Annotated in this window: 20 protein-coding genes; 7 read left to right on the top strand and 13 right to left on the bottom strand. The window is 71.7% G+C overall.

Features of this window, described 5'->3' with window-relative positions:
- Positions 1 to 64: 64 nt before the first annotated feature.
- The 3 genes from pyk to pta all read right to left on the bottom strand — a co-directional run bounded on the left by pyk (position 65) and on the right by pta (position 4941).
- Positions 65 to 1492, bottom strand: a complete 1428-nt coding sequence (gene pyk, locus ACGFT2_RS14385) for a pyruvate kinase (RefSeq protein WP_393277622.1) — start codon at positions 1490 to 1492, stop codon at positions 65 to 67.
- An 84-nt stretch (positions 1493 to 1576) separates the two neighbouring features.
- Entirely contained in the window at positions 1577 to 2785 is a 1209-nt protein-coding gene (locus ACGFT2_RS14390) for an acetate kinase (RefSeq protein ID WP_393277624.1), read from the bottom strand.
- An 80-nt stretch (positions 2786 to 2865) separates the two neighbouring features.
- Positions 2866 to 4941, bottom strand: a complete 2076-nt coding sequence (gene pta, locus ACGFT2_RS14395; RefSeq protein ID WP_393277626.1) for a phosphate acetyltransferase — start codon at positions 4939 to 4941, stop codon at positions 2866 to 2868.
- Positions 4942 to 5134: 193 nt separating this feature from the next.
- Here pta and ACGFT2_RS14400 point away from each other — a divergent pair, with 193 nt between their 5' ends.
- Positions 5135 to 6160: an ATP-dependent 6-phosphofructokinase gene (locus tag ACGFT2_RS14400; RefSeq protein WP_393277628.1), complete on the top strand. Its 1026-nt coding sequence runs from the start codon at positions 5135 to 5137 to the stop codon at positions 6158 to 6160.
- A 98-nt stretch (positions 6161 to 6258) separates the two neighbouring features.
- Here the strand turns inward: ACGFT2_RS14400 and ACGFT2_RS14405 are convergent, their stop codons facing one another.
- From ACGFT2_RS14405 to ACGFT2_RS14430, 6 genes are all read right to left on the bottom strand, one after another.
- A complete protein-coding gene (locus ACGFT2_RS14405; protein WP_393277630.1) occupies positions 6259 to 6966 on the bottom strand; it encodes a helix-turn-helix domain-containing protein in 708 nt (235 codons plus the stop codon).
- Between the two features lie 138 nt (positions 6967 to 7104).
- Positions 7105 to 7932 carry a carbohydrate ABC transporter permease gene (locus ACGFT2_RS14410; protein WP_393277632.1) on the bottom strand — a complete coding sequence of 276 codons (828 nt, stop codon included), beginning with the start codon at positions 7930 to 7932 and terminating at the stop codon, positions 7105 to 7107.
- On the bottom strand, positions 7932 to 8795 hold the full coding sequence (locus tag ACGFT2_RS14415) for a carbohydrate ABC transporter permease (protein ID WP_393277634.1): 864 nt from the start codon (positions 8793 to 8795) through the stop codon (positions 7932 to 7934). The genes ACGFT2_RS14410 and ACGFT2_RS14415 overlap by 1 nt, the downstream gene beginning before the upstream one ends.
- Positions 8792 to 10165: an extracellular solute-binding protein gene (locus ACGFT2_RS14420; RefSeq protein ID WP_393277636.1), complete on the bottom strand. Its 1374-nt coding sequence runs from the start codon at positions 10163 to 10165 to the stop codon at positions 8792 to 8794. Before ACGFT2_RS14420 ends, ACGFT2_RS14415 begins: the two co-directional genes overlap by 4 nt.
- A gap of 171 nt (positions 10166 to 10336) precedes the next feature.
- A complete protein-coding gene (locus ACGFT2_RS14425; protein ID WP_393277638.1) occupies positions 10337 to 11026 on the bottom strand; it encodes a response regulator in 690 nt (229 codons plus the stop codon).
- Complete coding sequence (locus ACGFT2_RS14430; RefSeq protein WP_393277640.1) at positions 11023 to 12675, bottom strand: ATP-binding protein; 1653 nt, start codon at positions 12673 to 12675, stop codon at positions 11023 to 11025. The genes ACGFT2_RS14425 and ACGFT2_RS14430 overlap by 4 nt, the downstream gene beginning before the upstream one ends.
- Positions 12676 to 12827: 152 nt before the next feature.
- On the opposite strand from ACGFT2_RS14430, the gene ACGFT2_RS14435 reads away from it, so the two are divergent.
- Positions 12828 to 14207, top strand: a complete 1380-nt coding sequence (locus ACGFT2_RS14435) for a cation:dicarboxylate symporter family transporter (protein ID WP_393277642.1) — start codon at positions 12828 to 12830, stop codon at positions 14205 to 14207.
- A gap of 229 nt (positions 14208 to 14436) precedes the next feature.
- On the opposite strand, the gene ACGFT2_RS14440 is transcribed toward ACGFT2_RS14435, so the two are convergent.
- On the bottom strand, positions 14437 to 15060 hold the full coding sequence (locus tag ACGFT2_RS14440) for a TetR/AcrR family transcriptional regulator (protein WP_393277644.1): 624 nt from the start codon (positions 15058 to 15060) through the stop codon (positions 14437 to 14439).
- Between the two features lie 141 nt (positions 15061 to 15201).
- Here ACGFT2_RS14440 and ACGFT2_RS14445 point away from each other — a divergent pair, with 141 nt between their 5' ends.
- The 5 genes from ACGFT2_RS14445 (at position 15202) to ACGFT2_RS14465 (ending at position 20969) form a co-directional block, all read left to right on the top strand.
- Positions 15202 to 16881 carry an MFS transporter gene (locus ACGFT2_RS14445; RefSeq protein WP_393277646.1) on the top strand — a complete coding sequence of 560 codons (1680 nt, stop codon included), beginning with the start codon at positions 15202 to 15204 and terminating at the stop codon, positions 16879 to 16881.
- Positions 16882 to 16976: 95 nt separating this feature from the next.
- Positions 16977 to 17741 carry a DUF2127 domain-containing protein gene (locus ACGFT2_RS14450; RefSeq protein WP_393277648.1) on the top strand — a complete coding sequence of 255 codons (765 nt, stop codon included), beginning with the start codon at positions 16977 to 16979 and terminating at the stop codon, positions 17739 to 17741.
- Between the two features lie 48 nt (positions 17742 to 17789).
- Positions 17790 to 18218 carry a MerR family transcriptional regulator gene (locus tag ACGFT2_RS14455; RefSeq protein ID WP_393277650.1) on the top strand — a complete coding sequence of 143 codons (429 nt, stop codon included), beginning with the start codon at positions 17790 to 17792 and terminating at the stop codon, positions 18216 to 18218.
- On the top strand, positions 18191 to 18547 hold the full coding sequence (trxA, locus tag ACGFT2_RS14460; protein WP_393277652.1) for a thioredoxin: 357 nt from the start codon (positions 18191 to 18193) through the stop codon (positions 18545 to 18547). Before ACGFT2_RS14455 ends, trxA begins: the two co-directional genes overlap by 28 nt.
- 139 nt (positions 18548 to 18686) lie before the next feature.
- On the top strand, positions 18687 to 20969 hold the full coding sequence (locus ACGFT2_RS14465) for a HelD family protein (RefSeq protein WP_393277697.1): 2283 nt from the start codon (positions 18687 to 18689) through the stop codon (positions 20967 to 20969).
- Between the two features lie 146 nt (positions 20970 to 21115).
- Here the strand turns inward: ACGFT2_RS14465 and glgB are convergent, their stop codons facing one another.
- From glgB to ACGFT2_RS14480, 3 genes are all read right to left on the bottom strand, one after another.
- Positions 21116 to 23470, bottom strand: coding sequence for a 1,4-alpha-glucan branching enzyme (glgB, locus tag ACGFT2_RS14470; RefSeq protein WP_393277654.1), 2355 nt, complete (start codon positions 23468 to 23470; stop codon positions 21116 to 21118).
- 22 nt (positions 23471 to 23492) lie between these two features.
- Positions 23493 to 24896 (bottom strand): maltokinase, encoded by a 1404-nt coding sequence (locus tag ACGFT2_RS14475; protein WP_393277656.1) that lies wholly within the window; start codon positions 24894 to 24896, stop codon positions 23493 to 23495.
- 93 nt (positions 24897 to 24989) lie between these two features.
- Positions 24990 to 25232: alpha-glucosidase C-terminal domain-containing protein (locus ACGFT2_RS14480; protein WP_393277658.1), on the bottom strand; the 243-nt coding region annotated here is incomplete at its 5' end.

Consider the following 25232-nt stretch of genomic DNA (forward strand, 5'->3'; position numbering starts at 1 on the left):
AGGCCGAGGGCGCCCCCTGTCGCAGGGGGCGCCCTCGGTGCCGTGCGCGGTGTTGCCGGTGGCGTCAGCCGGCCTGCGTGCCCAGGTGGTGGACCCGCAGCATGTTGGTGGTGCCGGGGACGCCGGGGGGCGAACCCGCGGTGATGATGACGGTGTCGCCCGCGTCGAACCGGCCCAGCTTGGCGATCTCCTGGTCCACCAGGTCGACCATCTCGTCCGTGGTGTTCACGAACGGCACGATGTGCGACTCGACGCCCCAGCTGAGGGTGAGCTGGTTGCGGGTGGCCTCGTCCGTGGTGAAGGCGATGATCGGCTGGCAGGCGCGGTACCGGGACAGCCGGCGCGCGGTGTCGCCGGACTGGGTGAAGGCGACCAGGCCCTTGGCGCCGAGGAAGTCGGCGATCTCGGCGGCCGCGCGGGCCACCGAGCCGCCCTGGGTGCGCGGCTTCTTGCCCGGCACCAGCGGCTGCAGGCCCTTGGAGAGCAGTTCCTGCTCGGCGGCGACGACGATCTTCGACATCGTCTTCACGGTCTCGAGCGGGTACGCGCCCACGCTCGACTCCGCCGACAGCATGACCGCGTCGGCACCGTCCAGGATCGCGTTGGCCACGTCGGAGGCCTCGGCGCGGGTCGGGCGGGAATTGGTGATCATCGACTCCATCATCTGGGTCGCCACGATCACCGGCTTGGCGTTGCGCCGGCACAGCTCGATCAGGCGCTTCTGCACCATGGGGACCTTCTCGAGCGGGTACTCGACGGCGAGGTCGCCACGGGCGACCATCACACCGTCGAACGCCATCACGACGTCCTCCATGTTCTCCACCGCCTGCGGCTTCTCCACCTTGGCGACGACCGGGACCCGGCGGCCCTCCTCGTCCATCACGCGGTGGACGTCCTGGACGTCCTTGGCGTCCCGGACGAAGGACAGCGCGACCAGGTCGCAGCCCATGCGGAGGGCGAAGCGCAGGTCCTCGATGTCCTTCTCGCTCAGCGCGGGCACGTTGACGGCCGCGCCGGGCAGGTTGATGCCCTTGTGGTCGGAGACGACACCGCCCTCGATGACGATGGTCTTCACCCGCGGGCCCTCGACGTCCACGACCTTCAGCTCGACGTTGCCGTCGTTGATCAGGACCTGGTCGCCGCGCGAGACGTCGCCCGGCAGCCCCTTGTACGTCGTGCCGCAGATGTGCTTGTCGCCCGGCACGTCCTCGGTCGTGATGACGAACTCGTCACCGCGCTGCAGCTCGACCGGGCCCTCTGCGAAGGTCTCCAGGCGGATCTTCGGGCCCTGCAGGTCGGCGAGGACACCGATGGCCCGGCCGGTCTCCTTGGACGCGGCCCGGACGCGGTCGTACCGCGCCTGGTGCTCGGCGTGGGTGCCGTGGCTGAAGTTGAACCGGGCCACGTTCATGCCCGCCTCGATCATGGCGACGAGCATCTCGTGGGAGTCGACCGCGGGGCCGAGAGTACAGACGATTTTCGAACGGCGCATGGGGCGATCCTATCGGTTTGTTTCGCTACGGAATATTCCGTCTGGCGGAAGATACAAATGAGTGCCACACCGCTCAGGTGCTATTCAGTTGTTCTTTCCGACCAGTGCGTAGGTCTGCGTCGCGATCTCCAGTTCCTCGTCCGTCGGCACCACGGCCACCGCCACCCGCGCGGACGCCGGTGAAATCAGTCGCGGTTCGCCGCCGCGCACGGCGTTCAGGTCCGGGTCGACCGCCATGCCGAGCCCCTCCAGGCCCGCGATCGCGGCCTGCCGCACCGGTGCCGCGTTCTCGCCGACCCCGGCGGTGAAGGCGACCGCGTCCACCTTCCCGAGGACGGCGTAATAGGCGCCGATGTACTTCCTGACCCGGTGAATGTAAATGTCGAAGGCGAGCGCGGCTTCTTCGTCGCCCTCGTCGATCCGGCGGCGGATCTCGCGCATGTCGTTGTCACCGCAGAGGCCGAACAGACCGCTCCTCTTGTTGAGAAGAGTGTCGATCTCATCCATGGACATTCCGCCAACACGTGCCAAATGGAAGATGACCGCCGGATCCAGATCACCGGATCGCGTACCCATCACGAGCCCCTCCAAAGGCGTCAGCCCCATGGAGGTGTCCACGCACCGGCCCCGCTCCACCGCGGAGGCCGAGGCGCCGTTGCCCAGGTGCAGCACGATGACGTTCACCTCGGCGGGGTCCTTGCCCAGCAGCCGCGCGGTCTCCCGGGAGACGTAGGCGTGCGAGGTGCCGTGGAAGCCGTAACGGCGGATGCGGTGGCGGTCGGCGATCTTCGGGTCGATCGCGTACCGGGCCGCGGACTCCGGCATCGTCGTGTGGAACGCGGTGTCGAAGACGGCGACCTGGGGCAGGTCGGGGCGGAGCGCCTGCGCGGTCCGGATGCCGGTGAGGTTGGCCGGGTTGTGCAGCGGGGCGACCGGGATCAGCCGCTCGATCTCGGTGAGCACCTCGTCGTCGACGACGGTCGGCTCGGTGAAGAACAGGCCGCCGTGCACCACCCGGTGCCCGATGGCCGCCAGTTCCGGTGAGTCGAGGCCCAGCCCGTCCCGGCCCAGCTCCTCGGCGACCGCCTTGAGGGCGGCGTCGTGGTCGGCGATCGGCCCGCTGTGCTCGCGGGTGTCGCCGCTGGTGAGGCAGGTGTGCTTGAGCCGGGAGGTCTGCTCCCCGATGCGCTCCACCAGGCCGGCGGCGAGCCGGCTCGCATCGCGCATGTCGAGAAGCTGGTACTTCACCGACGAGGAGCCGGAGTTCAGGACGAGGACACGGGTCGCGGTCACGGGGGAGGTGCTTTCTCTCTCGGGGATGTGGTCTTCGGGCGGGGCGGGAGGCGCGCCCGGAGAACGCGGCCTCGGTGCGGTCAGCCGGCGGGGTTCTGGGCCTGGATCGCCGTGATGGCCACGGTGTTGACGATGTCCTGGACGAGAGCGCCCCGGGACAGGTCGTTCACCGGCTTGCGCAGACCCTGCAGGACCGGGCCGACGGCGATGGCGCCGGCCGAGCGCTGCACGGCCTTGTAGGTGTTGTTGCCGGTGTTGAGGTCGGGGAAGATCAGCACGCTGGCCTGTCCCGCGACCTCGGAGCCGGGCAGCTTGGTGGCGGCGACGGAGGGTTCGACGGCCGCGTCGTACTGGATCGGTCCCTCGATCTTCAGGTCCGGGCGCCGCGAGCGCGCCAGCTCGGTGGCCTCGCGCACCTTGTCGACGTCGGCGCCGGACCCGGACGTGCCGGTGGAGTACGACAGCATCGCGATCCGCGGCTCCACGCCGAACTGCGCGGCGGTGGCGGCCGACTGGACGGCGATGTCCGCCAGCTGCTCGGCGTCCGGGTCGGGGTTGACCGCGCAGTCGCCGTAGACCAGCACCTTGTCGGCCAGGCACATGAAGAACACGGACGAGACGATGGAGGAGTCCGGCCTGGTCTTGATGATCTCGAAGGCCGGCCGGATGGTGGCCGCCGTGGAGTGCACCGAGCCGGACACCATGCCGTCGGCCAGGCCCTCCTGGACCATCAGGGTGCCGAAGTAGTTCACGTCGGAGACGACGTCGTGGGCCAGCTCGACCGTGACGCCCCGGTGGGCGCGCAGCTCGGCGTACTTCTCGGCGAAGGAGTCGCGCAGCTCGCTGGTGGCCGGGTCGATCAGCCGGGTGTCGCCGAGGTCGATGCCGAGGTCCGCGGCCTTCTTGCGGATCTGGTCGACCGGACCGAGCAGGGTCAGATCGCACACGCCACGGCGCAGCAGCACCTCGGCCGCGTGCAGCACCCGCTCCTCGGTGCCCTCCGGCAGGACGACCCGCCGCTTGTCGGAGCGGGCCTGCTCCAGCAGCTTGTGCTCGAACATCATCGGGGTGACCCGGTCGCTGCTCGGCGCCGAGACCCGGCGGGCCAGGTCGGCGGTGTCCGCGTACCGCTCGAACAGGCCGAGCGCGGTCTCCGCCTTGCGCGGGGTGGCCGCGTTCAGCTTGCCCTCCAGGGAGAAGAGCTGCTCGGCGGTGGGGAAGCTGTTGCCGGTGACCGAGAGCACCGGTGTGCCCGGGGCGAGGCGGGCGGCGAGGGTGAGGATCTCCTCGCTCGGCACCTCGTTCAGGGTGAGCAGCACGCCGGCTATCGGCGGGGTGCCGGCGCTGTGCGCGGCCAGCGAGCCGACGACCAGGTCGGCGCGGTCCCCGGGCGTGACGACCAGGCAGCCCGGGGTGAGGGCGCCGAGGAAGTTCGGCAGCATCGCACCGCCGAACACGAAGCCCAGCGCGTCCCGGGCGAGCCCCGAGTCGTCGCCGAGCAGCACCCTCGCGCCGAGGGCGTGGCCGATCTGCGCGACCGTCGGGGCGGACAGCGCGGGCTCGTCGGGGACCACGTAGCAGGGCACCGGCAGCCGGTCCGCGAGCCGGCCGGCGATCTCGTCGCGGTCCTCGCGGGCGACCCGGTTGGTGACCATGGCGAGCACGTCGCAGCCGAGGCCGTCGTAGGCGCGGTAGGCGTTGCGCGTCTCGGCCAGCACCGACTCGGTGGTCTGCTTGCGGCCGCCGACCACCGGGATCACCGAGGCTCCGAACTCGTTGGCGAGGCGGGCGTTGAGGGACAGCTCGTCCGGCAGCTGGGTGTCGGCGAAGTCGGTGCCGAGCACGAGCACGACGTCGTAGTCCCGGGCCACCAGGTGGAAGCGGTCGACGAGCGTGGAGACCAGCTCGTCGGTGCCCCGCTCGGCCTGGAGCGCGGACGCCTCGTGGTAGTCCATGCCGTAGACGGTCGCCGGGTCCTGCGAGAGGCGGTACCGCGCCCGCAGCAACTCGAACAGCCGATCGGGGCCGTCGTGGACGAGCGGACGGAAGACCCCCACCCGGTCGACCTGCCGGGTGAGGAGTTCCATGACTCCCAGCTCCACGACCTGGCGGCCGTCACCGCGGTCGATCCCGGTCACGTACACGCTGCGCGTCACGTGCCCACTCCGTTCCTCATGTCTTGTATGTCGCCTCTTCGGCATGAAAAACGCCCACCGAGGTGAGCAGAACCCTCTTGACAATACCCTTGGTGCCGGATAAGGCGCCCGTCAAGAACTCACCGCCCCGGCGGACGTGAAACAATCGGCACTGGCTCACCGGTACACGACAGCGAGCAGGAGACACAGCACGATGCGCATCGGAGTTCTCACCGCAGGCGGCGACTGCCCCGGCCTGAACGCCGTGATCCGGTCGGTCGTGCACCGCGCGGTGGCGCAGTACGGCGACGAGGTCATCGGCTTCGAGGACGGCTACCGAGGTCTGCTCGACCGCCACTACCGCACCCTCGACCTGGACGCGGTCAGCGGCATCCTGGCCCGCGGCGGCACCATCCTCGGCTCCTCCCGGCTGGAGCGCGACCGGCTGCGCGAGGCCTGCGAGGGCGCCGCCGACATGGTCGAGGAGTTCGGCATCGACGCGCTGATCCCGATCGGCGGCGAGGGCACGCTGACCGCGGCGCGCATGCTCTCCGACGCCGGTCTGCCGGTGGTCGGCGTCCCCAAGACCATCGACAACGACATCTCCTCCACCGACCGCACCTTCGGCTTCGACACGGCCGTCGGCGTCGCGGCGGAGGCGATGGACCGGCTGAAGACCACCGCCGAGTCCCACCAGCGCGTGATGGTCGTCGAGGTCATGGGCCGGCACGCCGGCTGGATCGCGCTGGAGTCCGGCATGGCCGCCGGTGCCCACGGCATCTGCCTGCCCGAGCGCCCCTTCGACCCCGCCGACCTGGTCAAGATGGTCGAGGAGCGCTTCGCCCGCGGCAAGAAGTTCGCCGTCATCTGCGTCGCCGAGGGCGCCCACCCCGCCGAGGGCTCCATGGAGTACGGCAAGGGCGACATCGACCAGTACGGCCACGAGCGCTTCCAGGGCATCGGCACCGCCCTGGCGTTCGAGCTGGAGCGGCGCCTGGGCAAGGAGGCCAAGCCGGTCATCCTCGGTCACGTGCAGCGCGGTGGCGTCCCCACCCCGTACGACCGGGTCCTCGCCACCCGCTTCGGCTGGCACGCCGTCGAGGCCGCACACCGTGGCCAGTTCGGCCGGATGACCGCGCTGCGTGGCACCGACATCGTGATGGTGCCGCTCGCGGAGGCGGTCACCGAACTGAAGACGGTGCCGAAGGACCGGATGGACGAGGCGGAGTCGGTCTTCTAGCGGGACCCTTCCGGCGGGGCCCCTCCATCGGGACCGGGCTTGCCGCCGGGACCGGGCCTTCCGCCGGTACGGGCCCGGCCGACCGTACCGGCGCGCGCTCAGGCGGTCCGGGCCTCCACGGCCGTCCAGAAGTTCCCGACGATCCGGTCGAGGAAGTCCCGGCCGGACTCGCTGGCGCTCCGGCTGCCGCCGCCCCAGCTGAGCGTGGCGGCCATGTGCCCCTGGTAGTCCTGGTGCAGCCCCTGGAGGACCTCCTCCACGATGCCCTTGTCCAGGGGGGCCAGCTTCATCACCGGCCGTACATAGGCCTGCCAGCGGGTGGTCACCGCGCTGTGCAGCAGCTCGGCGAGCTTCGCCTCGCGTCCCGTGACGGCCACGAAGTCGGGCAGGGCGAGATCCAGTACCTGCGCGAGCGCGGCCGACTGGCGTTCGTTGCCCCGCCAGTCGTCGCGCTCCTCCATCCGCAGATATCCACGCAGGTCCATGCCGATGGCGAGGGCGACGTCCTCGGGCGCGACGGCCCGGGCGATCCGGTGCTCGCGCAGGGTCCGGGGCCGGCCGATGAGTTCGCCCGGGGAACACCACAACACGCTGGCCAGTGCGGTGAGTTCGGGATTGCTGGGGGTGACGGTGCCGCGTTCCCAGGCGGTCACGAGGTCGGGGGTGACGTAGGGCAGCCCGTAGGAGACGCGCATCCCGTAGGCGACGTGCTCGGGCCCCATGCCGAGTGCGGCGCGGAGCCTGCGGGCGGCCGGGGCGTTGAACGGCGGAGCCGAGGGGTCGGGTTGGGGTGAGGGTTGGCGCACCCCGGACAAGGTAGGGCGGCGGAGCACCGGTGACTACGGTCGGTCCGGACAAGATCACGCATCGTAGATTCGTACGGCTAGATCACGGTCCTCCCGATGGCACTCGGTGTCACCGCTGTCACCTGGGGTTACCCCGCGTCACCCCTTCACCGCCCCGCCCAGGGCGAAGCCGCCGCCCAGTCTGCGCGCGACCAGCACGTAGAGCAGGAGCACGGGCGTGGAGTAGACGACGGAGAACGCGGCGAGCTGCCCGTAGGCCACCATGCCGCGGTTGCCGAAGAAGTCGTTGATGCTCACCGACGCCGGCATCCGGTCCGGGGTGAGCAGCAGCATGAACGGGACGAAGAAGTTCCCCCACATCATCACGAACGAGAACACGGTGACGACCGCGACGCCCGGACCCATCAGCGGCAGCACGATCCGGACCAGGGACTGCAGCGAGGAGGCCCCGTCCGTCCAGGCCGCCTCCTCCAGCTCCTTCGGCACCCCGTCCATGAAGTTCTTCATCAGCCAGATCGCGAAGGGCAGCTGGGAGGCGGCGAAGAAGAAGACCGTGCCCTGCAGCGTGTCGATCAGGTTCACCCGCACGAACAGCGCGTACACCGGCACCATGATCGCCGTGATCGGCAGGCTCGTCGCGAACAGGATCGTCAGCAGGAACGGCCGGTTGAGCCGGGAGGGGAACCGGGAGAGCGGATACGCGGCGAGGGCGGCGCAGGCGACGGTCAGAGCCGTGCCGCCGCCGCACAGGATCAGGCTGTTGAGCAGCGGCGTGTAGGTGATGTCCGGGGTCAGGATCGCCTCGAAGTGGTCCAGGGTGAGTCCGTCCGGAAGCCCGACCCGCAGGCCGGCGTGCGGATCCACGGACGACAGCGCCACCCAGGCGAGGGGCAGCGCGAAGGCGACGGCCACGGCCAGCAGGGCGGCGTCGGCGGCCAGCCGCCGGGAGGAGCGGTTGCGGGGCATCAGGCCTCCGTCCGCAGCAGGCGCAGGTGGACGACCGAGAACAGGGAGCCGACGAGCAGCAGGAGCAGGGCGACCGCGGTGCCGTACCCGATCATGCTGTTCTGGAAGGCCTGTTCGTACATGAACAGCGGCAGCGTCTGGCTCCGGTCCCCGGGGCCGCCCCGGGTCATGACCCAGATCAGCCCGAAGACGGAGAGCGTCTGCAAGGTGTTGAGCATGAGATTGGTGCCGATGGACCGGCGGATCATCGGCAGGGTGATGTGCCACATCCGCCGCCAGCCGCCGGCCCCGTCCATCTCCGCGGCCTCCGTGATCTCGGCCGGTATCCCGTCGAGCGCGGCGGAGTACACGAGCATGGAGAAGGCCGTTCCGCGCCAGACGTTCGCGAAGGACACGGCGAGCACGGGCATCGTGAACAGCCAGTTCTGCCGGGGTAGACGGAGCCAGGCCAGGACGGCGTCGAGGGTGCCCTCGCGCCGGAAGAACGCGTAGAGCAGAAACCCGGCGACGACCTCCGGCAGCACCCACGCGGCGACGACGATCCCGCCGGTCAGCGTGCGGACCGGCTTCGACGCACGCCTCATGAGCGCGGCCAGGGCGAGCCCGAGGGTGTTCTGCCCGACGAGCGAGGACAGCACGGTGAACACCACGGTCAGCCATACGGCGTTCAGGAACGCCTCGTCCCGGAAGGCCCTGCGGAAGTTTGCGAGGCCCACGAAGGAGGAGTGGGCCTGACCGGTCAGCTGCAGGTCGGTGAAGGCGATGTAGACGCAGTAGGCGATGGGCCCGGCGAGGAAGAGCAGCAGGAGGACCAGGGCGGGCGTGAGCGGGAGGGCCCGGACGACCCGGTGCCGGCGCCTCACCTGAGGATCACCCGGCCGCCGGTGACGTCCTTCAGGGCGGCGTCGTAGTCCCGCGCCGCCTGCGCCACGGACCGGTCACCGGTCGTGACGTCCTCCATGGCCTCCTGGATGGCCGTCGACACCTTGGGGTACGCCGGATACGCGGGCCGGTAGTGGGTGCTCGCCACCAGGCCGGTGAAGAACTCGGTGCCGGGCTGGGCCGAGAGGTAGGCCGGGTCGGCGGCGACGTCCTCGCGGACGGCGATACCCGAGTTGGCGATGTACCACTTGCGGGCGTTGTCCTTGGTCTGCAGCGTCCGGATGAAGTCGAAGGCGAGGTCCGGGTTGCCCGCCTTGGCCGGGACGGACCAGGTCCAGCCGCCGGACATGCTCACCTTGCCCGGCGCCTGACCGTGCTGGGTGGGCATGTGGGCCAGCCCGAGCCGCTTCGGCCAGTCCGGCCACTCGTGCCCGCTGCCCGGCAGCCAGTCCTGCGGCAGCCAGGAGCCGTCGAGGTCGATGCCGAGCCTGCCCCGGGGCAGGAGTTCGCCGCGGACGGCGGTGCTGAAGTTGGGGTCGAGGGCGTCGGAGACGTCCGGGCCGAGCTTCTCCTTGTAGACGGTCTCGACGAAACCGAGCGCGTCCTCGAAGGCCCGGCTGCCGGCGATCCACTTCCCGCTGCCCGCGTCGTACAGCGGGTCGGTCCTCCCGTCACCCGTGCCGTAGAGCAGCATCTCGAAGCCCTGCATGGCGGCGGCCTCGCCGGCCGGCTTGCCGGTGTAGACGTTGATCGGGGTGACGCCGGGCACCTTCTTCTTGATGGTCCGGGCGGCGGCGAGCACGTCGTCCCAGGTCTTCGGCTGCCAGTCGGCGGGCAGCCCGGCCTTGGCGAAGACCCGCTCGTCGAACCAGAGTCCGCGGGTGTCGGTGCCGTCCGGGACGCCGTACGTCTTGCCGTCCCGGCCCTCGGCCGCCGCCTTCGCCGTGTCGACGAACCGGCTCCAGTCCGGCCACGTGGCGAGGTAGGCGTCGAGCGGCTTCAAGTACCCGCTGGTGATGTCGGAGTTGATGAGGAAGGTGTCCTCGTAGACGAGGTCCGGGGCGGTCCGCGGCGACCTCAGCATCTGCTGGAGCTTCGTGTAGTACTCCGAGTCCGGGGCCTTGATGGGGATCAACTCCACCTTCTTGCCCGGGTACTTCCTCTCGAACTGCCTCTTCACGTCGGCGAGGTAGGTGTCCATCACCTTGATCGAGTTGTCCGTCGACTGCTTGTAGGACACCTTCACGGTGTCGGGACTGCTGCCGGATCCCGGGCTGCACGCGGTGAGGGCGGTGGCGGCGAGGGTGGCGGCGAGCAGGGTGGAACGAGCGGCGGTGGGGCGCACGGGCATGACCTCCTGCGGGCGCACATCGTTGTGGCGTGGCGTGGAGATGGCTGCCGTGTGAACGTAGGAGGAGCGGTCCGGCCGGGTCAATGCGTGTGCGCCGGGGCGGGGCCGTGCCGATCCTCCGGCGGCGCCTTTCGGCCGTCACCGGCCCTGCGGCGCGGCGCCTTTCGGCCGTCACCGGCCCTGCGGCACCCACCGGTACATCAACTCCGGGCGGCCCACCTGTCCGTACTGCGGGCTCCGGCCGGCCCTGCCCGCCTCGACCAGGTGTTCCAGGTAGCGGCGCGCGGTGATGCGGGAGATGCCCACCGCCTCCGCGACGCGGGCCGCGGTGAGCCCCTCCGGGGCATCCCGCAGCGCGCCCGTCACCCGCTCCAGCGTGGGCCCGCTCAGCCCCTTGGGCAGGGCCGCCGGTGACGGGGCGCGGAGCACCGACAGGGCCCGGTCCACCTCGTCCTGGCCGCTCGCCTCGCCGGCCGCCGCGTGGAACTCGGCGTAGCGGACCAGGCGGTCCCGGAGGGTGGCGAAGGTGAACGGCTTGAGCACGTACTGGACGACGCCGAGCGAGACGCCCTCGCGGACCACCGCCAGGTCCCGGGCCGACGTCACCGCTATGACGTCCGCGTGGTGCCCGGCCGCGCGCAGGGAGCGGGCGAACTGCAGGCCGTGCACGTCCGGCAGGTGAAGGTCCAGCAGCAGCAGGTCGACCGGGGTGCGGTCCAGGACCCGGCGGGCCTCGGCGCCCGTATGGACCTTGCCGACGACGGCGAACCCCGGGACCCGGCCCACGTACATCACGTGCGCGTCGGCGGCCACCGGGTCGTCCTCCACCACCAGCACTCTGATCGGCCGGGCGTCCGTCATGCCGTACCGCCTCCCGCCGCCGGGGCGGCACCGGCCGTCGCCGTGCGCAACGGCAGCCGCACCTCGAACACCGCTCCGCCCCCGTCGTCCGCGCCGGACTCCGCCACCGTCAACGTGCCCTGGTGCCGGGTCACCGCCTGCCGGACCAGGGCCAGCCCGAGGCCCCGGCCGCCGGGCCCGGCCGGCTTCGTCGTGTACCCCCGCTGGAATACCAGGTCGGCGTGGGCGGGGTCGACACCGGGGCCCGTGTCCGTCACCCGCAGCACGAGTGCGGCCGCCGTCGTGTACGCCGTGACCGTCACCCGTGCCCCGACCGTGCCCTGCGCCGCGTCCACCGCGTTGTCGATCAGGTTGCCGAGGACGGTCACCAGGTCCCGCGCGGACACGCCGTCCGGGAGCAGACCGTCGTCCAGCCGGCTGTCCGGCGACACCACCAGCTCCACGCCCCGCTCGTTGGCCTGGGCGGTCTTGCCCAGCAGCAGTGCGGCCAGCACCGGTTCGCTCACCGCCGCGACCACCTGGTCGGTCAGGGCCTGGGCCAGTTCCAGTTCGGCCGTGGCGAACGCCACCGCCTCCTCGGCCCGGCCCAGCTCGATCAGCGACACCACCGTGTGCAGGCGGTTGGCCGCCTCGTGGGCCTGGGAGCGCAGGGCCTGGGTGAAGCCCCGCTCGGAGTCCAGCTCGCCCATCACGGACTGGAGTTCGGTGACGTCCCGGAGGGTGACGACCGTGCCGCGCCGCTCCCCGCCCGACACCGGGGAGGTGTTCACCACCAGGATCCGCGACGCCGTCGGATGGACCTCGTCCACCCGCGGCTCGGACGCCAGCAGCGCGCCCGTCAGCGGGGCCGGCAGGCCGAGGTCCGCCACCGAGCGGCCGACCACCTCCAGCTGCCCGCCCACGCCCAGCAGCTCCCGGCCGCCGTCGTTGATCAGCGCCACCCTGTACTGCCCGTCCAGCATCAGCAGGCCCTCGCGGACCGCGTGCAGGGCCGCCTGGTGGTAGTCGTGCATCCGGCTCAGCTCGGCGGCGTTCATGCCGTGGGTGTGCCGGCGCAGCCGGGCGTTGACGACGTACGTGCCGACCGCGCCCAGCACCAGCGCCCCGCCGGCCACCACGAGCAGGGCCGTGACCTGGTCCTGCACCCGTGCGGTGATCGCCTCCACCGTGATCCCGGCGCTGACCAGGCCGATCACCCGGCCGTCGTCCTGCACCGGGGTCACCGCGCGCACCGACGGGCCGAGCGTGCCGGTGTAGGTCTCGGTGAAGGTGCGACCGTGCTGGGCGGGGCCGATACGGCCGAGGAAACGCTTGCCGATCTGCTTCTGGTCGGGGTGGGTCCAGCGGATGCCGTCCGGGTTCATGATCGTGACGAAGTCGACGTCCGTGTCCCGGCCGACCCGGAGTGCGTACGGCTCCAGGGCTGCCGTCGGGTCGGGGGTGCGGATCGCCGCGCGGACCGAGGGGGCGTCCGCGATGGACCGGGCCACCGCCGTGACCTGGCGGACCGCCGCGTCCTCGGCCTGCCGCCGGTCGCTGACGTAGGTGAACAGCGCGTACCCCGCCACCACCACCGCTATCAGCACGGCCTGCACGGCGAGCAGCTGGCCCGCCAGGCTGCGGGGTCGGGAGAGGACGGTGACGCGCATAGCAGCAGTGTGCCTCCGCGGCCGATCGTGAACTAAATGAACGGAAGGGTGACCGCCCTCACACGCCGGGAGATAGTCACGGCATTCCAACAACGCCCGGACGTGAGCCGCACGCCGGTTGTTCGCCGACGAAGACGTCAAGGAGGGCAGTCGTGGCCGCCAGCACTCCCGGTACGGCACCTGCCGCAGCCCGCGGGAAGCGGGACCGGACCCATTACCTGTACATCGCCGTCATCGTGGCCGTCGCGCTCGGCATCGCCGTGGGACTGATCTGGCCCGATGCCGCCGTCGAGCTGAAGCCGCTGGGGACCGGCTTCGTCAACCTGATCAAGATGATGATCTCGCCGATCATCTTCTGCACGATCGTGCTCGGCATCGGGTCCGTACGGAAGGCCGCCAAGGTCGGGGCCGTCGGCGGTATCGCCCTCGGCTACTTCCTGGTGATGTCGCTCGTGGCGCTCGCCATCGGCCTGGTCGTCGGCAACGTGCTGCACCCGGGCGAGGGCCTGCACCTGACCGACGCGCTGCGGCAGACCGGGCACGCCCAGGTCTCCAGCGACGCGCTGCCGCCGGTCGACTTCGTGCTGTCGATCATCCCGACCACCTTCGTCTCCGCCTTCACCGAGGGGCAGGTCCTGCAGACGCTGCTGATCGCCCTGCTCGCCGGGTTCGCGCTGCAGGCGATGGGGCCGGCCGGGCAGCCGGTGCTGCGCGGCGTAGAGCACCTCCAGCGGCTCGTCTTCCGCATCCTGTCCATGGTCATGTGGGCCGCGCCGATCGGTGCGTTCGGTGCCATCGCGGCGGTCGTCGGTTCGGCCGGCCTGGACGCGCTGAAGAGCCTCGCCGTACTGATGCTCGGCTTCTACCTCACCTGCTTCCTGTTCGTGTTCGTCGTGCTCGGGGCGGTGCTGCGGATCGTCGCGGGCCTGAACGTCTTCTCCCTGTGCCGCTACCTCGCCCGCGAGTTCCTGCTCATCCTGTCCACCTCCTCCTCGGAGTCCGCGCTGCCGCGGCTGATCGCGAAGATGGAGCACCTCGGGGTCAGCAAGCCGGTCGTCGGCATCACCGTGCCGACCGGCTACTCCTTCAACCTCGACGGCACGATGATCTACATGACCATGGCGTCGCTGTACATCGCCGACGCGCTGGGTACGCCGATGTCCGTCGGGGAGCAGATTCCGCTGCTGCTCTTCCTGCTGCTGGCGTCCAAGGGGGCGGCAGGGGTCAGCGGTGCGGGTCTGGCGACCCTGGCCGGCGGCCTGCAGTCGCACAAGCCCGCGCTGGTCGACGGCGTCGGACTGATCGTCGGCATCGACCGGTTCATGAGCGAGGCGCGGGCCCTGACGAACTTCGCGGGCAACGCGGTCGCGACGGTGCTGGTCGGCACGTGGACGAAGGAGATCGACAAGGAGCGCGTGCGGCGGGTGCTCGCGGGGGAGCTGCCGTTCGACGAGACGACGCTGCTCGACGAGGGCCGGCCGACGGTGGACGAGGCGCCCGAGGCTCGTGAGGAGGGTCTGGTCAAGGCCTAGGCGCCGGCCGGGCGGCGCCGCCGCGCGGCGGCGGGACGTCCCAGACCGCTCGCCCAGACCGCTCGCCCGGTGTCGCTCGCCCAGACCGCTCGCCCGGTGTCGCTCGCCCAGACCGCTCGCCCGGTGCCGCTCGTCCGGTGCCGCGCGCCCCTCCGGGCCGCCTCGGCCCGTTTGCTCCGGACGTCCGGCCCCGCCTGAACCGGGGCCGGGCGTCCGGTCGTTTCCGGCTCTACGGCTCCTCGCTCACCCGGGCCACCAGCGCGGTGGCCGTCGAGGCGGGCACGCCCGCCGCGGTCAGCACGGCGACCGTGGCCGAGCGGCCCGCCTCCCGGGCCGCCAGCAGCCCGTCGTTCACCGCCTCCATCACCGCGAACAGCATCTGCTCATGCACGTACGCCAGGGCCGGCGCGGGCAGCGGGGAGCTGAACACGCCCTGGTCCAGGCCCTGCTGGAGCACCCGGACCTTGGTGGCGCGCAGCGGCGCGAGGCGTTCGCGGATGCCCTGCACGGTCACCGTGCGCTGGGCCAGGGCGACCAGCAGCCGGTAGCGGTCGGCGATCCGCCAGATCGCGAGCACCGAGCGGGCCACCGCCTCCGCCGGGTCGCTCGCCGTCTCCCTGGCCTGCGTGTCAGCGTCCGTCAGCGCCTCCACGGCCCCGTCGACCAGCGTGCTGATCAGCGCCTCCCGGCTGGGGAAATGGCCGTACACCGTCCGTCGTACGACGCCCGCCGCGCGCGCGATCTGATCCATGGAGGCATCGGGGTCGCGCAGCAGCTCGGCGAGGGCGACGTCGAGGATGCGGCGCCGGTTGGTATCGGCGCGGCTGGTGTTACCCGTGGTCATGGCGGTCATTCTGCCCTCCCGACGCGACTTGCACAGCGCTGTGCAACAACGTACATTGCACATGGTTGTGCAATGTACGCAACTGTGCATCCACTTCGGGCACAACCACCTGCACGTTCCGTCGCGCACCCGAGGAAGGCGACCCCTGCCATGCGACTCGTCATGACCGAACCGGTCGAAGGGATGGACCGGCCCTACGCCCGGCGCTGGTGGGCACTGCTCGTGCTCTGCCTGAGCCTGCTGATCATCGTGATGGCGAACACCGCCCTCACGGTCGCGGCGCCCGACATGACGAAGGACCTCGGGCTCTCCAGCGCCGACCTGCAGTGGGTGATCGACGGCTACACCGTTCCCTACGCGGCGCTGATGCTGCTGCTCGGCGCGATCGGCGACAAGTACAGCCGGCGCGGGGCGCTCGTGCTCGGGCTGGTCGTCTTCGGCGGCGGTGCCGTCTTCGGGTACCTCGCCGACAGCTCCGCCACCGTCATCGCGGCCCGAGCCGTGATGGGCGTCGGCGCCGCGCTGATCATGCCGGCCACGCTCTCGCTGCTCGCCGCGACCTTCCCGCGGGCCGAGCGGGCCAAGGCCATCACGCTCTGGACCGCCACCGCCGGGCTCGCCATCGCCGCCGGACCGGTGGTCGCCGGCGCCCTGCTGCGCGACCACGGCTGGTCCTCCACCTTCCTCATCAACGTGCCGATCGCGGCCGTGGCCGTCGTCGCCGCCCTCGTCCTCGTGCCGCCGTCCCGGGCCGGCCACCACGACCGCATCGACTACGTGGGCGGAGCGCTGTCCGTGATCTGGACCGGCGCACTCATCTACATGATCATCGAGGGCCCGCACTTCGGCTGGGGCGCCAAGGCGGTGACCGCCGCGGTCGTCGCGGGCGCGGGCCTGGTCGCCTTCGTCCTGTGGGAGCTGCGCCACCCGCGCCCCATCCTCGACGTGCGCCGCTTCGCCCACCGCCGGTTCGCGGGCTCCAACCTCGCCGTCGCCCTCTTCTTCCTCGCCGTCTTCGGCGCCTTCTACTACCTCACCCAGCACCTGCAGTTCGTCCTCGGCTACGACGCCCTGGAGACCGGCACGCGCATGCTGCCGCTGGCCGGTGCCGTCTTCGCCGGCTCGGCCCTGACCGGCTGGCTCACCCCGCGCGTCGGCATGAAGTGGACCGTCGGCGCCGGCATGGTCGGCGGCACCACCGCCCTCGCGCTGCTGACCCGGGTGGACGCGGGCTCCACGTACGGCGACTTCGTGGCACCCCTGATCATCCTGGGCCTCGCCATCGGCCTCGCCCTCTCACCCTGCACCGACGCCATCATGGGCGCCTTCCCCGAGTCCGAGCTGGGCGTGGGCGGCGCCGTCAACGACACCTCGCTGGAACTGGGCGGCTCACTCGGCATCGCCATCCTCGGCTCGCTGCTCGCGACCTCCTACGGCGATCACCTCAGCGACGCCACCGCCGGCAGCAGGCTCCCGGCGAGCGCCCGGGACACCGCGCAGGACTCGGTCGGCGCCGGATACGCCGTCGCCCAGGGCATCGGCGAGAAGGCGCACCAGGTGGCCGCCCGGGCCGCGGCGGCGAAGGACCCGCAGCAGGCCGCGCAGCTCAAGCAGCAGGCCGCGGAACTGGCCTCCGGCGCCCGGCAGATGGCCGACGCGGTCGGCTCGGCCTTCTCCGACGCCGTGGCCCGCACGAGCCTGGTCGGCGCGGTGATCCTCGGCATCGGCACGGTCCTGGTGGCCTTCCTGCTGCCGCGCCGCGAGGCCGCCGGGGCCGAGGCGAAGGAGAAGGAAGAGGAGAGGGAGCCGGCGAAGAGCGCGGCCGGCTGAGCTTCGCGCGCCGTCATCCACTAACGTGCCGTCCCTGATCGACCGGGACGGCACGTTCGTGCGTGTCGTCTGCACCTGTACGGAGGGCACGGGGGATGAAGATCGACTGGGACCGGCGGACCTGCGCGCGCAAGGGCCATGTGACCTACGCGCCCGACGATCCCCGGCTGCGGGTACGGCTGCACGCCGAGACCGCGCTCGGGGAGGTGTGGCGCTGTCTGCGCTGCGGGGACTTCGTGCTCGGCGAGCCGCACGGCTCGGGGCCGGCCTCGGACGCCCCGCTGGTACCGCGCGGAAAGGTGCTGCGGGATCTGTTCATCCTGCGCTTCCTGGCGATCGAGCGGGCCGTGCGCGGGGTGTTCATCGTGCTGGTCGCGGTCGCGGTGTGGAAGTTCAGCAACAGCCAGGACGCGGTGCGCCGGCTCTTCAACGAGAACCTGGACGTGTTCCGCCCGGTCTTCCGGCACTTCCACTACGACCTCGACCACTCACCGGTGGTCGGCTCCGTCCAGAAGGCCTTCGGCTACCGGCACTCCACGCTGCTGCTGGTGGCCGCGCTCCTGCTCGCCTACGCCCTGATCGAACTGATCGAGGCGGTCGGCCTCTGGTACGCCAAGCGCTGGGCGGAGTACCTGACGGTGGTCGCCACCGCCGCCTTCCTCCCGCTGGAGATCTACGAACTCACCGAGCACGTCAGCTGGCTGAAGATCGCCACGCTCGTGCTCAACATCCTCGCTGTCCTCTACATCGCCCTGGCCAAGCGGCTGTTCGGGCTGCGCGGCGGACGCCGGAAGTTCGACGAGGAACGGCACAGCGCCTCTCTGCTCGAGGTGGAGGAGTCGGCCGGGGTGAGCGCCTGACCGGCCGCCCTTGACTTGACGCCGACGTCAACACCTACCGTCGTGGACATGCGAATCGGCGAGCTGGCCGCCCGGGCCGCAACCACCACCCGCACCCTGCGCTACTACGAGGCGCGGGGGCTGCTGCCCGCCCGGCGCGACGACAAGGGACACCGCACGTACGACGAGAGCGATCTGCTGCTGCTGCGGCAGATCCGGACGCTGCAGGACTTCGGGTTCGACCTGGAGGAGACGCGGCCGTTCGTGGAGTGTCTGCGTGCCGGGCATCCCGCGGGCGACTCCTGCCCGGCCTCGCTCGCGGTCTACCGCCGCAAGCTGGACGAGCTGGACGCGCTCATCGGGCAGCTCGTGGCCGTGCGGGGGACGGTCGCGGGACAGCTGGAGCGGGCCGAGCGGGCCAGGGACGAGCTGGCCGCCGAAGCGCTGGTTCCGGGCGGCCCGGAACCCGAATGCGAGCTGAGAGGGCTGACGCGGTGAGCTTGGTGAGCGGACTGGCCGAGGTGACGGACGACGATTTCGAGCAGGAGGTGATCGGCGCCGACCTGCCCGTACTGGTGCAGTTCACGGCCGACTGGTGCGGGCCGTGCCGGCAGCTGGCGCCGGTGCTGAAGGACATCGCCTTCGAGGAGGGCGACCGGCTGAAGATCGTCCAGCTGGACGTCGACCGCAATCCGGGGACGACGGTCGCCTACGGCGTGCTGTCGACCCCGACTCTCATGGTGTTCCGGAACGGCGAGCCGGTGCGCTCGATGGTGGGCGCACGCCCCAAGCGGCGGCTGCTGGAGGAACTGGCGGACGTGCTGTAGGGCGGCGCTCGCACGGCACGGCCCCCGGGCCACGGAAAAATCCCCCGAGCAATTGCGCTCGGGGGATTTCTGTGCGTATATTCAGTGGTTCGCGACTTCTATTTACAGAAGGCGCGGAGAAGTTCAGTGAGCACAGTATATCCGGGCGGGAGCGGAATTGTCAAACACCGAATTTCCGGACGATGAATTGCGGCACGAACAGAAATTCATCGACGGACTGTACGCGCGTGTGGACGTGCTGCGCGGTGAGGCCGAGAACTCGGTCGTGGATGCGCTCGCGCAGGGCGACAAGCCCATGCAGGCGCGGCTGGAGCGGGACATCCTGGTCGCCGAGCGCTCGGGGCTGCTCGCCGCGCTGAACGCCGTGGACGGCTCGCTCTGCTTCGGCCGCATCGACCTCGCCGACGGCGTGGTGCACCACATCGGCCGGATCGGGCTGCGCGAGGACGACCCCGAGCGCACACCGGTCCTGATCGACTGGCGGGCCGACGTCGCCCGTCCCTTCTACCTGGCGACCGGGCACACCCCGATGGGCCTGCGCCGGCGCCGGCACATCGCCACCGACGGCCGGACCGTGACCTCTCTGCACGACGAGATCCTCGACCTCGGCGACGCCACCCGCACCGGACACGAGGACCCCAGCGGGGACGCGGTGCTGCTGGCCGCGCTGAACTCGGCGCGCACCGGCCGCATGAGCGACATCGTGCAGACCATCCAGGCCGAGCAGGACCGGATCATCCGGGCGCCCCACCGGGGCGTCATGGTCGTCGAGGGCGGCCCCGGCACCGGCAAGACCGCGGTGGCCCTGCACCGCGCGGCCTACCTCCTCTACGAGCACCGGGAGCTGCTGGCCCGCCGGGCCGTGCTCATCGTCGGCCCGAACCCGGCCTTTCTCGGCTACATCGGCGAGGTGCTGCCCTCGCTCGGCGAGACCGGGGTCCTGCTGGCCACGGTCGGCGAGCTGTTCCCCGGCGTGAAGGCCACCGCCACCGACACCCCGGCGGCGGCGGCCGTGAAGGGCCGGGCCGGCATGGCCGACGTGCTGGCCGCCGTCGTCCGCGACCGTCAGGCGCTGCCCGACCCGGTCATCGCGATCGAGCACGACCGCGAGGTGCTGATGCTGGACGACGGCCTGGTCGGCGTCGCCCGGGAACGCACGCGCGCGGCCAAGCTGCCGCACAACGCGGCCCGCGAGCACTTCGAGGGGCACATCCTCAACACGCTCACCGAGCTGTACGCCGAGCGCGTGGGCACCGACCCGTACGACGGCAGCAGCCTGCTCGACGCCTCCGACCTCACCCAGATCCGCGACGAGCTGGCCGAGAACCCCGAGGTCTGGGCCGCCATAGACCGGTTGTGGCCGCGCATCACGCCGCGGCGGCTGCTCGCCGACTTCCTCGCGGAGCCGGACGGCCACCTCGGGCGGGAGGACGCCGACGCGATCCGGCGCCCGGTCACCCGCGCCTGGACCGTGGCGGACGTGCCCCTCCTGGACGAGGCGGCCGAACTCCTCGGCGAGGACGACCGGCCGGCCAGGGCGCGGGCTGATCGCGAGCGCGAGACCCAGGTGGCCTACGCGCAGGGCGTCCTGGACGTCTCGTACGCCTCCCGCACCTACGAGTTCGACGACAAGGAGGACAGCGACCCCGAGGCCTCCGAGGTGCTCTCGGCGCACGACATCATCGACGCCGAGCGGTTCGCCGAGCGGCAGGAGGAGGCGGACCACCGCAGCGCCGCCGAGCGGGCCGCCGCGGACCGCACCTGGGCGTTCGGGCACATCATCGTGGACGAGGCGCAGGAGTTGTCGCCGATGGCCTGGCGGCTGCTCATGCGGCGCAGCCCGACCCGCTCCATGACCCTGGTGGGCGACCCCGCCCAGACCGCGGAGGCGGCCGGGGTCGGCTCCTGGGCGGACATCCTCGAACCGTACGTCGAGGACCGCTGGGAGCACACCCGGCTCGGCGTCAACTACCGCACCCCGTCCGAGATCATGGACCTGGCCGCGGCCGTGGTCCGGGCCGCGGACCCGGAGTTCGCGCCGCCGAGTTCCGTTCGTTCCACGGGCGAACGGCCCTGGGTGCGCCGGGCCGGCGGCGACCTGCCCGCCGCCGTGGCCGAGGCGGTCGCCGAACTCACCCCGGCCGAGGGACGGCTGGCGGTGATCGCCCCGCGCGAGCTGCACCGGCGGCTGGCCGCCCGGCTGGACGGGGTCACGGCGGGCGCGGAACCCGACCTGACGCGGACGGTCGTCCTGCTCGACCCGCGCCAGGCCAAGGGCCTCGAGTTCGACTCGGTGCTGGTCGTGGAGCCGGCCGGCTACGGCACGAGCGACCTGTACGTGGCGCTGACCCGGGCGACGCAACGGCTCGGCGTGCTGTACTCCCGGGAGCTGCCGCCCGCGCTCGCCGCAGCGACCGCCTGACCGGTGACCCGCTCGCCGAAGCCGTCGCGTGACCGGGCGGCCCGCCCCGCCGGCCACGGCACCCGGCCGGCGAGCGGGCCGCCCGGCTCACCCCCTGCGCCGGCCGGGCGCCGGCGGGTGCGCGAGACCGGGCGCCGGCGGGTGCGCTAGGCCGGGCGCAGCCACACCGTGGCCAGTGGGGGCAGGGTCAGCCGGATGCCGGCCGGGCGGCCGTGCCGGGGCCCGTGTTCCGGTTTGATGACCTCCGGGTTGGTGACGTCGCCGCCGCCGTACCTGCCGGCGTCCGTGTTCAGCACCTCCACCCAGGCCGGGACGTCGTCGGGGACGCCGATCGGGTAGTCGTGGCGGACGACCGGGGCCAGGTGGGAGACCGCCAGGAGCGGGGTGCCGTCGGCGTCGAGGCGGAGGAAGGCGAAGACGTTGTCGTCCGCCGCGTCACCGGTGATCCACTGGAAGCCCGCCGGGTCGGTGTCCCGCTGCCACAGCGGCGGGGCGGCGCGGTACCGCGCGTTCAGGTCCCGCACGAGGTCGCGCACCCCCCGGTGGTCCGCCTCGGCGCCGTAGGACGGGTCGAGCAGCCACCAGTCGGGGCCGTGCGCCTCCGACCACTCGGTGCCCTGGGCGAACTCCTGCCCCATGAAGAGAAGTTGCTTGCCCGGGTGGGCCCACATGTAGCCCAGGTAGGCGCGGTGGCCCGCACGCTGCTGCCACCAGTCGCCGGGCATCTTGGAGACCAGGGACCGCTTGCCGTGCACCACCTCGTCGTGCGAGATGGGCAGGACGTAGTTCTCGCTGTACGCGTAGACCATCGAGAACGTCATCTCGTGATGGTGGTATTTGCGGTGCACGGGCTCGTGGCTCATGTACTGGAGGGAGTCGTGCATCCAGCCCATGTTCCACTTCAGGCCGAAACCGAGGCCGCCGGATCCGCTCGGTCCCTTGTGGTGCGTGGGCCGGGTGACGCCGTCCCAGGCGGTCGACTCCTCGGCGATCGTGACCACGCCGGGGCAGCGCCGGTAGACGGTGGCGTTCATCTCCTGCAGGAAGGCCACCGCGTCCAGGTTCTCCCGGCCGCCGTGCTCGTTCGGCGTCCACTGCCCCGGTTCGCGCGAGTAGTCCAGGTAGAGCATCGAGGCGACCGCGTCCACGCGCAGCCCGTCGATGTGGAACTCCTCGCACCAGTAGACCGCGTTCGCCACCAGGAAGTTGCGGACCTCGCGGCGGCCGAAGTCGAACTCCAGCGTGCCCCAGTCGGGATGGGCGGCCCGCAGTGGATCGTGGTGCTCGTACAGCGGGCGCCCGTCGAACTCCGCGAGTGCCCAGTCGTCGCGCGGGAAGTGGGCCGGCACCCAGTCCATCAGCACGCCGATGCCCGCCTGGTGCAGCCGGTCCACCAGGTACTTGAAGTCGTCCGGGGTGCCGAGGCGGGCGGTGGGGGCGTAGAAACCGGTGACCTGATACCCCCACGACCCGCCGAAGGGGTGCTCGGCGACCGGCATCAGCTCCACGTGTGTGAAGCCCATCTCCTCGACGTAGGCGGGTAGTTGCTCGGCCAGCTGGCGGTAGGTGAGGCCAGGACGCCAGGACGGCAGATGGACCTCGTAGACCGAGAAGGGGGCCTCGTGGACCGGCGTGTCCGCGCGGTGGGCCATCCACTGCGCGTCACCCCACTCGTGGTGCGAGGCGTGCACGATCGAGGACGTGGCGGGCGGGACCTCCGTGCGGCGGGCCAGTGGATCCGCGCGCAGCGTGCGGGAGCCGTCCGGGCGGGTGATCTCGAACTTGTACAGCTCGCCCTCGCCGATGCCCGGCACGAACAGTTCCCACACCCCCGTCGAGCCGAGCGAGCGCATGGGGAAGCCGGTGCCGTCCCAGTGGCTGAAGCCGCCCGTGACCCGCACGCCCCGCGCGTTCGGCGCCCACACCGCGAACCGGGTTCCGGACACGCCCTGATGGGTCGTGACGTGCGCGCCGAGCGCCTGCCACAGCTGCTCGTGCCGGCCCTCGCCGATCAGATGCAGGTCCAGCTCGCCGAGCGTGGGCAGGAAGCGATAGGCGTCCTCGGTCTCGTGGACCCTGTCGCCGTACGTCACGAGCAGCCGGTGGACCGGGACCTCGGTCAGGGACAGGAGCCCGGAGAAGAAGCCGTCGCCGTCGTCGTGCAGCTCCACGCGCAGGTCGCCGGAGACCACGGTGACCGCCGTCGCGTGGGGACGGAAGGCGCGGAAGGCGACACCGCCCGGCACCCGGTGGGCGCCGAGGACGGCGTGCGGGTCGTGATGGGTGCCGTGCAGCAGCCGCTCACGGTCGCCGGCGTCGACGGCGGGGGAGACGGCGACCTCCAGTACGGCGGCCTCCGGTGCGGGCACCTCCGGTGCGGGCGCCTCCCGAGCGGGGGGCGTCTGCTGCGGTGGCACCTGTGTGGCCGGTGTCTCCCTGACCTTCCTCTCCGCCTTGGTCTTGCCGGACTTCTTGCTGGGGGCTGACTTCTTGGACGTCACGAGCGAATCTCCCGGGCGAGGATCAGATCGGGTCGGACGCGGCGAGCCGGCGGATCGCCGACAGCGGGACGGGGAGCCAGTCGGGGCGGTGCCGGGCCTCGTAGACGGCTTCGTAGACCGCCTTGTCGGTCTCGTAGGCCCGCAGCAGCACCGGATCGGTGCGCGGGTCGCGGCCGGCCACCTCCGCGTACCCGGAGCAGTAGGCGGCCCGGCAGGCGTGCGCCCAGTCGGGGGCCGCCGGGGTCGCCGAGCGGGCCGCGTAGTCGAAGGAGCGGAGCATCCCCGCGATGTCCCGCACCGTCGGCTGCGGCAGCCGCCGTTCGGAGAGCGGGCGCGCCGGCTCGCCCTCGAAGTCGATCAGCGACCACTGCCCGGACGGCGAGCGCAGGCACTGCCCCAGATGCAGATCGCCGTGGACGCGCTGAGCCGTCCAGGTACGGCCCTCGGCGGCGAGACCGGCCAGCGCCTCGTAGGCGGACCGCAGCCCGCCCGCGTACGGCCGCAGCGCCGGCACCGCCTGCACGGCCGCGTCCAGCCGCTCGGTCATGCCCTCCACCAGTTGCCCCAGCTGGGCGTGGCCGAGGGTGACCGTCGGCAGGGCGCGCGCGAGCGCGGTGTGCACCTCGGCCGTGGCCCGGCCCAGCGCCCTCGCCTCGGCGACGAAGTCCTGCCCCTTGGCCAGCTCGCGCAGCGCCAGCTCCCAGCCGTCGGTGGCACCGCTGACGAAGGGCTGGAGCACGGCCAGGACGTACGCCCCCTCGGGCTCGCCGGCCGTCTCGGCATGGAGCCAGGCCGTCGGCGCGGGCACCCGGGGACAACCCTCACGCGCCAGCGCGAGGGGCAGTTCCAGGTCGGGGTTGACGCCGGGGACGACCCGGCGCAGCACCTTCAGAATGAACGTATCTCCATAGACCACCGACGAGTTGGACTGCTCGGCGGTCATCAGCCGGGCCACCAGGCCTTCGCGGATCTCCTGGCCCGTGTCCCGCTCGAACCGGAGCCCGCCGACGCGGGCCCGGGAGCGCAGGGCCTCCAGGAGGACTTCGGCGGGCCGGGGGTCGTACAGGGCGTCGTACACCGTGCGTCCGGCGAACGGCCCGTCCTCGACGTGTCCGATGAGCGCGGGCGCCAGCCGGGGCGGCAGCGCCTCGCGCACGCCTATGAGGAGCTGGTAGCAGTCGCCGGGGTGCGGCGGGGTGCCCGGCGCCGACGGCTGGTGGACGCGCAGCAGCAGGTGGTACAGACCCAGCCGGCCGTCCGGCGGCAGGAGTTCGGTGACGGCCACGCAGGTGAACCCGGTGACCGGCCGCCCCTTGCCCGCGAACCAGCGCTGCCGTGGCAGCCAGGTGCGCAGCAGCGGGTCGAGCGAGGCGAGGAGGTGATTCGTGGGGCTGGTGGTGCCGGAAGAGGTGACCGTATCCGCCATGGGCGACACGTCCTTTCCCCGGGTAGTCGGGGTGTTACTGATGCGTGCCCCGGGTGGGGCGGTGGAAACGCCCCACCGCCCCACCCGGCGCGTCTAGACCGCGTCCCTGCGCAGCCGGAACCAGTAGAAGCCGTGGCCCGCCAGGGTGAGCAGGTACGGCAGTTCGCCGACCGCCGGGAAGCGGACCCCGCCGAACAGCTCGACCGGGTGCCGGCCGCCGAACCGGCTCAGGTCCAGCTCCGTGGGTTGCGCGAAGCGGGAGAAGTTGTGGACGCAGAGCACGAGATCGTCCTCGTACTCGCGCAGGAAGGCGATCACCGCCGGGTTGGAGGACGG

Origin of the sequence: Streptomyces sp. NPDC048514, from assembly GCF_043199955.1 — a bacterium.
Taxonomy (GTDB): Bacteria; Actinomycetota; Actinomycetes; order Streptomycetales; family Streptomycetaceae; genus Streptomyces.

Coding starts and splice junctions, on each gene's coding strand:
- ACGFT2_RS14475 (WP_393277656.1), bottom strand. CDS start 24,896: ATGGCGGATACGGTCACCTCTTCCGGCACCACCAGCCCCACGAATCAC.
- ACGFT2_RS14430 (WP_393277640.1), bottom strand. CDS start 12,675: ATGCGCGTCACCGTCCTCTCCCGACCCCGCAGCCTGGCGGGCCAGCTG.
- ACGFT2_RS14425 (WP_393277638.1), bottom strand. CDS start 11,026: ATGACGGACGCCCGGCCGATCAGAGTGCTGGTGGTGGAGGACGACCCG.
- ACGFT2_RS14420 (WP_393277636.1), bottom strand. CDS start 10,165: ATGCCCGTGCGCCCCACCGCCGCTCGTTCCACCCTGCTCGCCGCCACC.
- ACGFT2_RS14440 (WP_393277644.1), bottom strand. CDS start 15,060: ATGACCGCCATGACCACGGGTAACACCAGCCGCGCCGATACCAACCGG.
- ACGFT2_RS14445 (WP_393277646.1), top strand. CDS start 15,202: ATGCGACTCGTCATGACCGAACCGGTCGAAGGGATGGACCGGCCCTAC.
- pyk (WP_393277622.1), bottom strand. CDS start 1,492: ATGCGCCGTTCGAAAATCGTCTGTACTCTCGGCCCCGCGGTCGACTCC.
- ACGFT2_RS14455 (WP_393277650.1), top strand. CDS start 17,790: ATGCGAATCGGCGAGCTGGCCGCCCGGGCCGCAACCACCACCCGCACC.
- ACGFT2_RS14400 (WP_393277628.1), top strand. CDS start 5,135: ATGCGCATCGGAGTTCTCACCGCAGGCGGCGACTGCCCCGGCCTGAAC.
- ACGFT2_RS14410 (WP_393277632.1), bottom strand. CDS start 7,932: ATGCCCCGCAACCGCTCCTCCCGGCGGCTGGCCGCCGACGCCGCCCTG.
- ACGFT2_RS14450 (WP_393277648.1), top strand. CDS start 16,977: ATGAAGATCGACTGGGACCGGCGGACCTGCGCGCGCAAGGGCCATGTG.
- trxA (WP_393277652.1), top strand. CDS start 18,191: ATGCGAGCTGAGAGGGCTGACGCGGTGAGCTTGGTGAGCGGACTGGCC.